This is a genomic window from Aureimonas sp. AU12 (assembly GCF_001463705.1).
Classification (GTDB): Bacteria; Pseudomonadota; Alphaproteobacteria; order Rhizobiales; family Rhizobiaceae; genus Aureimonas.
The window spans coordinates 35,162-46,124 of sequence record NZ_BBWH01000018.1 but is presented as its reverse complement, the minus strand read 5'-3'; the positions used below and the strand labels follow the sequence as shown (position 1 = coordinate 46,124).

At 66.3% G+C, this 10,963-nt stretch carries 8 protein-coding genes and 1 pseudogene; 5 read left to right on the top strand and 4 right to left on the bottom strand.

The window, feature by feature from the left end; genetic code table 11:
• A pseudogene (locus AUL33_RS06875) lies at positions 1-181 on the top strand (LysR family transcriptional regulator); the annotation flags it as partial.
• Entirely contained in the window at positions 178-882 is a 705-nt protein-coding gene (locus AUL33_RS06870) for a uracil-DNA glycosylase (protein ID WP_062205668.1), read from the top strand. The pseudogene AUL33_RS06875 and the gene AUL33_RS06870, both read left to right, overlap by 4 nt.
• Here AUL33_RS06870 and AUL33_RS06865 read toward each other — a convergent pair.
• On the bottom strand, positions 869-2,020 hold the full coding sequence (locus tag AUL33_RS06865) for a TDT family transporter (protein ID WP_062205665.1): 1,152 nt from the start codon (positions 2,018-2,020) through the stop codon (positions 869-871). The two genes, AUL33_RS06870 and AUL33_RS06865, sit on opposite strands and share 14 nt — an antisense overlap.
• A gap of 196 nt (positions 2,021-2,216) precedes the next feature.
• Here AUL33_RS06865 and AUL33_RS06860 point away from each other — a divergent pair, with 196 nt between their 5' ends.
• Both AUL33_RS06860 and AUL33_RS06855 read left to right on the top strand, forming a co-directional pair.
• Positions 2,217-2,621, top strand: coding sequence for a DUF305 domain-containing protein (locus AUL33_RS06860; RefSeq protein WP_156419314.1), 405 nt, complete (start codon positions 2,217-2,219; stop codon positions 2,619-2,621).
• On the top strand, positions 2,618-4,000 hold the full coding sequence (locus AUL33_RS06855; protein WP_062205656.1) for a YncE family protein: 1,383 nt from the start codon (positions 2,618-2,620) through the stop codon (positions 3,998-4,000). The genes AUL33_RS06860 and AUL33_RS06855 overlap by 4 nt, the downstream gene beginning before the upstream one ends.
• Before the next feature lie 229 nt (positions 4,001-4,229).
• On the opposite strand, the gene AUL33_RS06850 is transcribed toward AUL33_RS06855, so the two are convergent.
• The 3 genes from AUL33_RS06850 to AUL33_RS06840 form a co-directional block, all read right to left on the bottom strand.
• Positions 4,230-5,627, bottom strand: a complete 1,398-nt coding sequence (locus tag AUL33_RS06850) for an AAA family ATPase (RefSeq protein WP_062205653.1) — start codon at positions 5,625-5,627, stop codon at positions 4,230-4,232.
• A gap of 5 nt (positions 5,628-5,632) precedes the next feature.
• Positions 5,633-7,345: an ATP-dependent endonuclease gene (locus AUL33_RS06845; RefSeq protein WP_062205651.1), complete on the bottom strand. Its 1,713-nt coding sequence runs from the start codon at positions 7,343-7,345 to the stop codon at positions 5,633-5,635.
• Between the two features lie 95 nt (positions 7,346-7,440).
• Complete coding sequence (locus AUL33_RS06840) at positions 7,441-8,277, bottom strand: hypothetical protein (protein ID WP_062205648.1); 837 nt, start codon at positions 8,275-8,277, stop codon at positions 7,441-7,443.
• A 628-nt stretch (positions 8,278-8,905) separates the two neighbouring features.
• On the opposite strand from AUL33_RS06840, the gene AUL33_RS06835 reads away from it, so the two are divergent.
• Positions 8,906-10,234 (top strand): hypothetical protein, encoded by a 1,329-nt coding sequence (locus tag AUL33_RS06835; protein WP_062205643.1) that lies wholly within the window; start codon positions 8,906-8,908, stop codon positions 10,232-10,234.
• The last annotated feature ends 729 nt before the right edge of the window (positions 10,235-10,963 follow it).

Here is a 10,963-nt window from a genome sequence, read left to right as displayed (position 1 = left end):
CGTCGGGATCCTCCCCGCCGTGGTCGCGGATGCAGGCCTTCGCACGGGGACACTGGTGGCGCTACCCTTCGACCTGCCGTCGCGCGGGTTCCATTCGGTGTTGGCGAGGGACCGTCACCCGAGCCGCGCCGTCGCCGCCTTTCTCGCCGAGCTGCCGACGATCGAGGTGCCGCCGGCGTGATCGATGGATCGACCACGTCCAGACGACATTCAGTCGACGCGATCGTCGAGCGTCTCGCGGCGCTGCCTGAAAAGGCCAACCTGTTCAACCCCTATGCCGGGTTCGACGCGGAGATTGAGGACGCTGACGCGCCAGCCATCCGCCGTCGCAATCTCGGGCGTTATCTCGCCGCGATGGCGGATCGCGGCGTCAATGACCTCTGGCTCGGCGAAGCACCCTCGCGCTTTGGAGCGCGTCGGACAGGTGTGCCGTTCACGGGCGACGGGCGGCTCGCCGACCTGTCGGAGCGGCTCGGCCTCGATCCGCCGCTGGCGCGGGCGACCCGCGGGACCCTGCCGACACTGGAGTCTGGAACCTCCCGGGAGATCTGGAACGCGGTGCCCGACCCGCTGCCGTTGTTCTGGAACGCGGTGCTCTTCCATCCCCATCGCGGCGTTCTGCCCTTGCGCAACCGGACGCCGACGCGGACCGAGATCGCCGAACATCGGAAGGTGCTGGAGATGATCGTCGCGATCTTCGCGCCGCGCCGAATCCTCTGCATCGGCCGGGTGGCACAGCGTGCGGCGGACGGGCTCGGTATCCCCGCCACCTACGTGCGCCACCCCGCCCAGGGCGGCGCCGTCCGGTTCCGGGCCGGCGTCACCGCCTTCCTCAACAAGCAACCGCCGGCGGCTGCTTTTCCTTCTCTCAATCGGCCTTGAGGCAGGGCGAGACGAAGAGATCGCCCCTCCAGGCACCGCGCACCGTCCTCGTGCCGACGATCACCCAAAGCACTGCCAGCACCGCGACGAGCACCGCACCGAAGACCTGGATGGCAGCGATCGGCAGGAGGGTGCCGAGCTTCAGCGTGGCCACGGCATAGACACCAAGGGGGAACGTGTAGCCCCACCAGCCGATGTTGAAGGGAAGGCCATCGCGCAGGTAGCGCAGCGTCACGAGCACGGCCATCGCCAGCCACCAGAGCCCATAGCCCCAGAGAAGCAGCCCGCCGAAGAGGCCGAGCCCTTCCGCAAAGGCGCCGAAGCGCTCCAGACCGTTGGCGGAAAGGATCGCGGGGGCCGCGCCGCCCAGCGTCATCAGCCCGAGCGAACCGGTGCCGATCGGCCCGAGCGCCAGCCAGCTCGACGCTGCCATGTTGGCGTGCGGCAGCTTGTGGACGGCCATGCGCAGTAGGAGCACGACGAGGATGCTGAGCGCGATCGGCACCGACAGCGCCCAGAGCGCATATGAGAGGGTCAACACCACGAGCTGGGAATGCGGATCGACGAGATGCGGCGCGAGCAGTCCCCCGGAGACGGCCGCGACTTCGGCCGCGACCACCGGCAGGAGCCAGACCGCCGTCATCTGGTCGATCGAGTGGCTCTGCCGGGTGAACATCATGAAGGGGATGGCAACCCCGCAGGCTGCTGCCATCGCGACGTCGATCCACCAGAGCGTCTCTGCGATCCTGAGCGCGACCTCACCATAGCGCGGCAGGCCGAAGATCAGGAAGCCGTTGACGATGGTGGCGAGGCCCATCGGGATGCAGCCGAAGAACATTGACACGACGGAATGGCCGAAGATGCGCTTAGCCCCGTCGAAGAAGAAGATCCAGCGGGCGGCATAGAGGCCGGCGAAGAGCGTGAACAGCGCGATGTTGAACATCCAGAGGCCCTCGGCCACCGGATGCAGCATCGGCACGTCTGCCTGGAACTGCGACAGCGCGATTGCCAGGATCCCGGTGCCCATCGTGGCGGCGAACCAGTTCGGGGTGAACTGGCGCACGACCTCCCGCGGGCTGTCGAGGCGTGACAGCGGTTGGAGGCCGAGGGTGACGGCACGCATCTGTTCGAAGGTCATCGGCGGGGTCCTTATCCTGCCGGGACCATGCACAACGGCGATCGTTCGATCCAACGCGTTGTTTTGGTCATTCCGATCGATGGAGGCGATGGATGCTTCAGGCGCCTCGCCCCGAATAAATGTTGCCGCCACGGGAATGAAAGGCGTCCGCACGCGTCTTCTTGCCGACCCCGTACTTCGAGGACCCTGTGAATCCATGCTGAAGACGCTTCTCCTGACCCTGGCCTTCGCCGGGGCGTCACTCTCCTCGGCAGAGGCGCAGGACGCGCCCGCTCATCAGCACTCGCCGATGGTGCCGGCCACGCCCGACGGTTCACACTATGCCGAAGCGACCGCCGAGGCGATGGAGAGGATGCACGCCGGCATGATGTCGGCTCAGGTGACCGGCGATCCCGAGCACGACTTCCTGTCCCAGATGATCCCGCATCACCAGGGCGCGATCGACATGGCCAAGGCCGTCCTCGGCTCGACCGGGGACCCGGCGATCCGCAACCTCGCGCAGTCCATCATCACCGAACAGACCTACGAGATCGCGCTGATGCGCTCGATGCTCGCCGCATCCGCCGACAAACCAAAGCCCGTTCCGGAGACAACCCCATGACCCGCACCGCCATCCTCGCCGCCGCGCTCCTCGTCTCGACGTCGGCCTTCGCGCTGCCTGCCGCGTCAGACCGCGTCTACACCGCCGACCAGAACTCCAACACGGTCTCGGTCATCGACCCCGTCGCGAACAAGCTGTTGGGCCAGATCCGGCTCGGCAATCCGCGCCCGGACGTTCTGAGCCCCCTCTACAAGGGCGAGGTCAACGTTCATGGCCTCGGCTTCTCGCCGGACCACAAGACGCTTGTCGTCGTCTCGACGGTGACAAACTCCGTCACCTTCATCAACACGGCGACCAATGTCGTGAAGGGCACGACCTATGTCGGGCGCAACCCGCACGAGGCCTTCTTCACGCCGGACGGGACGGAAGTCTGGGCGACGGTGCGCGGTGAGGACTATCTGTCGGTGATTGATGCCGCGACCTTCAAGGAGACGGGCAGCATCCCGACGACAAGCGGTCCGGGCATGACCAAGTTCTCACGCGACGGCAAGCTCGCCTTCGTCGCCAACTCGTTCAACCCGGTGCTCGAGGTCTTCGACGTCGCGAGCCATGCGCTGGTGAAGCGGATCCCGGTCGTCTCGCCATTCGTGCCCTTCGTACAGGTGAGCCCTGACGGCAGCGACGTCTGGCTGACGCACAAGGACGTCGGCAAGGTCACGCGCGTCGATGCCAAGACGCTCGAGGTGAAGGAGGTGATCGACAGCGGACCGATCTCCAACCATCTCGGCTTCGGCACGGTGGACGGCGCGACGCTGGTCTACGTCACGATCGGCGGCGAGAACGTCGTGAAGGTCTACAAGCCCGGCGAGAAGACGCAGCTCGTCGCAACCATCCCCGTCGGCGCATTGCCGCACGGCATCTGGGGATCGGAGGACGGCAGCCGGATCTTCGTCGGGCTCGAGAACGGCGACAAGGTCGACGTGATCGACACGGCCGAGCAGAAGGTCGTCGCGGAAATCCCGATCGGACAGGCCCCGCAGGCCCTCGTATTCGTGCCGGGCGCGGTTCCCGAGGGCGCGGGCACCGAAAACCTCGTGCCGTTGAAGGCGGGTCCAGAGAACCTGACGCTATCGCTGAAGGCACCCGAGGGCGCGGACGGTTCCGGCATGGTCGTCTCGCGCAATCTCGGGCTCGTCGATACGATCGACGTCAGCGTCGCCAAGCTGAAGCCGATGACCGAATACGGCGTGTTCTTCGAAGGGCAAACCGAGCCCGTCGTGGTGCTGAAGACCAACGACAAGGGAGCCGGCATGGCCTCCAGCATCGGCCCGGTGCGCACGATCGGCGCCCCGGGGGAGCCGACGGCGGGCAAGGAGCCGGGGCTGGTCGTGGTCGAGGGTCTGAAGGGCACGGCCAGCCCGGTCCTCGCCAGCCGCTAGAGACGCTTGGGTCCAAAATCGCCATGCTCGGCGCGAGCAACAGTCCGCGCCGAATTGGCTTGGTGGCATGTTCGCTGCGTGTGGCGCTGTCTTTGGGGCCGATCGATTGGACTCAAATTTGGACGTCGCCGAACCCGTCGGGAGCAACTGAATGTCAGCTACCTACGAGTAGCAGCAGTAAGCGGACGGGCGGAAAACCACCCGCTGCGGCGTTCACCGAATGCCTTGATCAGAAACCCAGCGTGGGCGCGCGCGAGCAGATCACCAGCTTGCGTGCACCGCGCGTCATGGCGACATACAGGTGTCGGGCATCCATCTTGTCCGCCGACAGGATCACCGCGACGTCGGCCTCCAGCCCCTTCAGGAGCAAGGTGCTCCCAACCGCTCGGTTCGGTAGTTCCCTGCCGAGTTGGCGATGCTCTTCGCGCATTCGGACGCAGGCAGCGCGAAACCCGTCGGCATCGGTGGATTGACGGAGTGCCTGCATGCACGCCCGATGAACGGCCGGACGGTAGACCCTGACGCCCGACTGAGCGTTGATCTCCGACAGGAGTGCGAGGACCCGGCTGTGGCACCGATCGTCCTCGAACGCCATCGCGGCAGACTCGGCACCGTTAGCCTCCTTCCGCGCACGTCCACCCCGAAGCACCTGAACCCGTCGGACGAAGTCCTTGCCCCCGACGTTGTTCATGACGCTCTCGGCGAAGTCCACGATCACCTCGAGCGCGTTCGGTGCCGACAGGTCGAGCCGCTGCGAGAACATGACGAGGTCCTGGAGGTCGACGGCTTCGACGGTCACCGCGCCGGGTGTCTGGCTGGCGAACGCTCGTTGCGAGGCCGGATTGGTGCTCTCGCCGATGATGAGCACGTTGCCGCCCGCGACGGGGGACTTGGTGAGGCAGGCGCGCAGTTGGGATGGGTGGTCGCTTCCCGACCCGTCGAGCCGCACCCAGGTGACGTTCGGCCCGTTCCTCACATCAACGCGGCCGCCAGTTTCCAGGGTCCCGCGAACCTCCAGGAGCCAAGCGCCGAGATCGTGCGCTCCCGCGTTGATCCAGCGCCATGGGGTGTCCAGGGTCTCCGCCACCGGAAACGTCGCGAGGACGTCGCCGACCCAGTCCGCCATGCAGTCGATCTTGCCGAAGTTGAAGATCGCCTGCATCGGGTCGCCCAGCACCGCAGTCGGAACGAGAGCCGCGATCCCTGCGACGGTGGCATGCTGGAGGCAGGAGCAGTCCTGGTACTCGTCGACGATCAGCCTGTCGTAGCTGGCCCGGATCACGTCGTCGACATGCCCGGCGGCAAGCAGCCCGGCCGCAGCTCTCCTCGCCTCCGGATAGTCGGGACGTGCCGCCTCGACGATCGCCGGGTCATGGCCCGAACGCGCGGGGAACGTCGATATGAGCCTCATCGCCCACCCGTCGATCGTCGACAGCCTGTAGGCCCGACGGGAGACCCCCGACCGCTCAAGCCTGCGGCGAAGTGCTGCGACGCCCGCGTGCGTGTGCGTGAGAACAAGGATCGGCAACGGCCGGGCATGGCGGAGCAACGCCGTGGCGATCAGTTCGGTCTTGCCGCACCCCGCGGGTGCGACGACCGAACCGCGCTCAATCGACAAAAGGTCCATGAGCCTTAGACTCCGTCGATCCATTTGAACGCATCGATTACGACCTTGGTCAACTGAGCGTCGGCCGTCCTGAGGTTCGGCCCCACTACGTCATGAGCCGCGTCTTCCATAGCGGTGATTTGCTTGAACCAGCCCCCCTTCTTCGCGGCGGATGCCAGCGCACCCCGCTCGTCGAGGCCCAGCCCGCCGAAGGCAATCAAGTTACGTAGATGCTCTAGTCCGTGTCTCCCTGCCGAAGTCGATTTGATGTGCTGATCGACGAGATCGGCCTCCTTCATCGCGACTGCGCTCTCCAGCAGAGCGCCAACCGCCGCGTCGCCGAGGCCGAGGAACAGTTCGTCCTCAACAGCATGGCCAGCCCGCCAAGCGAACACCTCGCCGCCCTGAGCGAGGAACGCGCCCTCCTCGGGTCCAGACGGCCTGTCGCTATCCCGAAGGACGGCGGTGCGATAGCCCATGGCGATGAACGCTGAGGCGCGCGCGAAGGTGTTGCTTCCGCCACCGTCCACCAAGCCGACACCATGGGCGGTCAAAGATGGATAGCCGTGATCCGTCCGGTAGCGATCGATGCCCCGGACGAACCCGACCTCCGTCGCTCCCTCGCAGACCAGCACCGACCGCGACAGGAGCGCGTCGGGCGCGAGCCGCACGGCACCCTGCACGTCGCCCGCGACCGAGACCCGAACGATCGAGACCTCTCCGGACGAGGTGCGTCGGACGACCTGGAGCTGATGCGTCGTGAGTTCCTTGACCGCGACCGGCGAGTGGGTCGTTAGGAAGGCTTGGAGCGGCGGAACCTGCTCCTTCGACCCCAGTTCCGAGAGTAGGCGGTGGATGCGGTGCGGCTCCAGTCCGTGCTCGAGTTCGTCCACCAGGATCATGGATGCTTGTTCGGCGACGAGCCTCTGCAAGCCGACGACCAGAAGACGGGACGAGCCAAGCCCAAGGCCCTGGAGGGGGACCCCGTCGGAATCGTGCAGCGACACGGTCCCGCTGCGGATGTCCATCGATCGCGGGTCGAGCATTGCCGTGACCCCAGTGCCCACCGGCACCCCCAGCCGATCTGACAGGCCCTGGACGGACTGGAGCGCCGAGGCGAGGTCCTTCGCGGCCTCCTCGCCGAACGTGGTCCGGGCGTCGCGTGCTGCCCGGCTCAGCACGGAAGACACATCGACCTTCTCGTCGGAAACCTTGCTGAGGACCGATCCGCGACGCCAGCCGAGATTATGGCCGCCGGCTCCCGCCAGCCGAGTCGGCGCGATGCGTGTCCTGTCGCCCCAGGACAGGTTCTTGGTCAGCCCTAGTCGGGACGCGCGGTCCGAGACCAGCGACCACTGAGGCTCGAGGTCCTCGCCGATCCGCATCTCGACGGTGATCACGGTCTCGAGGCCCTGCCCCGGCTCGTCCTCCAGCAGGCCGACCGTACGGTCGAAGCCGCGCAGGAACTGGCCGTAGGACTCCAGCGCCATGAGGTTTCCGTCCAATGCCCCCAACGTGGCGGAGATCACGATCTCGCGCCCGCAGTCGAGCAGGTGGAAGTCGGCATCCCCGATCTGTGGTGCCCTGCGCGCACCGAGGCATAGGTCGATCGCTTCTAGGACGGTCGACTTCCCGCTGTCGCCGGGACCGACGAGGCAGTTGATGCCTTCTTCCGGAAGCCATTCGAGCGAGCGAATCCCTCGGAAGTTCTGCACGCTCAGTTTTCTGATGCGGGTCATGTCGCGGGGCGCTCCATGCTGGCCGAATGGATGCCGACCACGTCATGGAGGAATCACTTACGCCAAGCGGGTCCGATTGTCAGTCGCCGCTAAGTTCACTCGTCCATGTACGTGCTCTCGAACGCCAACCTCGCGTTCCCCGACGAGGTGGTGACGCCGGTGATGGCGCACGAGGTCTTCGACCGGACGGGGGCGGCCCCGGACAGGCTGAACCCTTGGCCCCGGTACTCCCCCCGGACTTCGTATGGCGCAGGCGCGCAGCCCTTCTTGTAGACGAAGGCGGTCCCGCGGATCGGCACCGACCTCGGGTCCAGGCTCCACGGCCGGCCGCGGTAGAGCACCGTCCCCGGCTTCACGGTCCCGGCGATCGAGGCCTTTGGCTTCGCGTACACGATCACACCCTTCCCGGCGTCGACGATCATCTCGGACCCGTTGTGGTCGTATGGCAGGCCGTCGAGCGAGTTCAGGGAGACCACCTCGGCCTTTGTCGACGAGGACGGCGTCGGCTCCTCCTCCCCGCCGCCCAGCGCCGCCATGATCGCGCGATCGAAGGCGGCGCGCTCGGCCTTGGTCAGGCCCGCCACCTTCATTCCGGTGCCGACTCGACGTTCGAGCTGCGGCCCGGAGAAGAAGGGATACGCAGGACCCCCCAGGCTCGCGACCGCCTGCCCATCGACGTTGGCGGCGGTGATGTCGAGCGCGGCGCACTCCGCCAGCTTCTCCACGGTTGCCGTCCTGTTGAGGGACCCGTAGCACGTCTCGACCGCCTCGGCGGCGCCGCTGATCCCGCTCTCCCCGTAGATGCCGCGGAAGGCGGCTGCACCCCGCTCCGCCCCCGCCGAGACCGACCGCGACAGATCGGGACCGGCCATCGCGGCGGGCGACAGGGTGAGCATGGCGGCGATGGTCAGGACGCTGGCGGCTAGACGCATGAGGACTCCGTCGATCGTGGAGCCGTCACCCTGGCACGATCGAGGAAACCTTCGGTTGCCAAAGCTACTCGCATTCTCACGGATCCACGCCGAAACGCGGAGCTTCGAGAGTTCGGAACTCTCGAATAAGACGCTTCGAGTTTCGAAACGTTCTCGATCGATGCAGGATCGACGACCGAGCGGATAGTTCGAGAGTCCCGAACTATCGAACGACCACACGAAGCCGGATGGTTCGACGGTTCGGGACTCTCGAACTAAGGCGACCTTCGACGGTTCGGGAGTTTCGAACCGAATGTTTCGACTTTCGAAGCGTTTTGCGACTTCGGCGTCCGGCCATGTGACACGCCGTTTCCTGGAAATCGCCAGACCATACAGGCGCTTACCCGGCGCGAAAGCCGTCTTCGCCGAAATGCCTTTATTAGTTAGGGAGGGTCTTTGGGTAGGGCCGTTAGGAGCGGAGCGACGGTCGGCCCGTCTTCGGCCGACGCAGTCGGACGCTTGACGGAGGTCCGTCCGGACCTGACCCTTTAACGCATCGACCCGGCCACATGGGATTGCAGTCCCGGCCGGGTCATGGATGCGTTTCAATGGAGGTGACGATGCGCGATCGAGCCGCACCCGTCAAGACATGAGCATTGCGCCGGAGGCCTTCGAGTGGCTTCGCGCGCAGGCATACGAGCGCTGGGGCATGATGCCCCAAGCCGAGCGTCAGGCCGGGGAAATCGCCGCCTGGTGTCGGTCGGCCCTCCTCCGCTGGCGCGAGGGGCGGCCGGACGGAGTCGATCTCTCCGACGCTCAGATCCGGACGACGGCGGAGGGCGTCGCGCGCTTCATGGTCCAGCGGTTCGGCCAGAAGCGTGCCCGTCCGGCGCCGCGGACGACAGCCGAGGGACGCGCCGTGGAGAAGCTGATCATCAGCGCCGTCGTTCCCGACTACCTTGAGGAGATTGGACGACCGGTGACCGCCAAGGCCGTCGCGCAGCACCTCGACGTGAGCGAGCGCAAGGCATCGCGCGCGCTGGCGACGGGCCGGGGCGCTCCGAAGCGCGACGCCCGCGTGGCCGCGCTGGACGGGCACGGCCGTATCCTCCACGAGATCGCAGCGGCCCTCCTCCCCGTCGATGGCTTCTGCGTCCTTCGTGCGAGCGACATCGCGGCTCGTCTGTGGTCGGACCCGGCGGAGACGGATGCCGCCCGTCGCAAGCGGCGGGAGAGGCTCCTGAAGGCGTTCGCGCCGCTTGCGCTGCTGTCGTTCCACGTCGTTGCCAAGGGCGACCTCTTGGCCCTGCGGCGGGGCCGCAAGTGGACGCCCGAGGATGCGGCCGCTCGCTTGGCAGCCGCGGCCGAGAAGCCCGGCCGCGTCGCGCCTCTCCCCGTCCCGCGGGACAAGGGCCTCTTCTGGGAGTCCGTCGAGGTCAGGGGCCTGATAGCTACGCTCCGCGTCTCCCTCAGGGGCGGCGACCGTCCCGACGTGTTCGAGGACTTCCTCGCGATCCAGCGCCTCGTCCATGACGGACGCGCGATCATGGGCATCTACCACTTCGCCCATCGGATCAGCGGCAGCATCAACCACTGGTGCAATGACCTTCCGGACTTCTTCGCCCGGGCCGCCGTCGGGAATTGGGGCATCCGAACGGAGGCAACCGTCAGCCATGCACTCGGCGAGCTCGGGCGCCGGATTACGATGCTGGAGGAAGACGGACGCTGGGGACGTTCCGCGTTTGACACGGTGCAGACCCTGCTCTCGTTCGAGTCGCGGGGCGTGCCCTTCATCGAATGCTTCGATGACGATGCGCGCGCCCGGATCAAGGCATTCCAAGCGATCGTCGACGTATCGGACGGCGATTGCTGGATCGACGGCAGCACCGCGCTCGAACTGTGCGAGCGGCTCGCCCGCGAGGAGCGGGAGGGAACTTGGTCCGCGGACTCTTGGATCAAGTACGGCGCGCCGTTCTAGGGGCATCGTCTGCGCCTGATCGGCCCAAGCGCGAGGCATCCGCGACTGGGTCCCGCTGGCGACGGACGACGCGATCAGGTCCGCCCTTGCCGATGCCGCCTTGATGATCCTCGCCACGGACGCGCCCGGCGCCGCGCAGATCATGTCCGCCCTCGCCGCCGCCTTCCCCGGCCGAGGCGGGGTGCCAGGGACCGTTCGCGCCCGCTGCCGATCGGGGTCCCTGCTGCCGACCCTCATCAAGCCCAGGCGGACGACGGGCGAAACCTGATCGAAAAAAGTTCGCGAGGCCGGGAACATTCTCGATTTTGGCGACCTCATACCTTTGAGACCGTCCTGCCGTGTCGGTCGGGACACCGTGCGTCGCCGAGATCGGCGGTGCCGTCCGCCTTGACGAATCCTTGCCGCGGCCAGGACCGCCGCGGTTCGAATCCTTGCGAGTCCTTGCGCCGCCCGGATCGAGTCCTTGTATTCGCTCCGCCAAAAGATTCGATTGAAAGTATTCGAAACGTATTGAGTGCCTTCAGCCGCGCAATTGTAGGACACGTCCGCGACCCGATACACCAGAGTTCCTGCATGGACGGTCACTCTACCCAAGATAGAGCTTCACATAAACTTCGGATGAAGTAACTAGAACTTTACGTATGTTCAATTTTGCTGATAGAGGTGGTTGACGCCCCGTATTGCTCTGCGTCATGTTGTGTGTGTCATCACATGACGGAGAGCGCGACG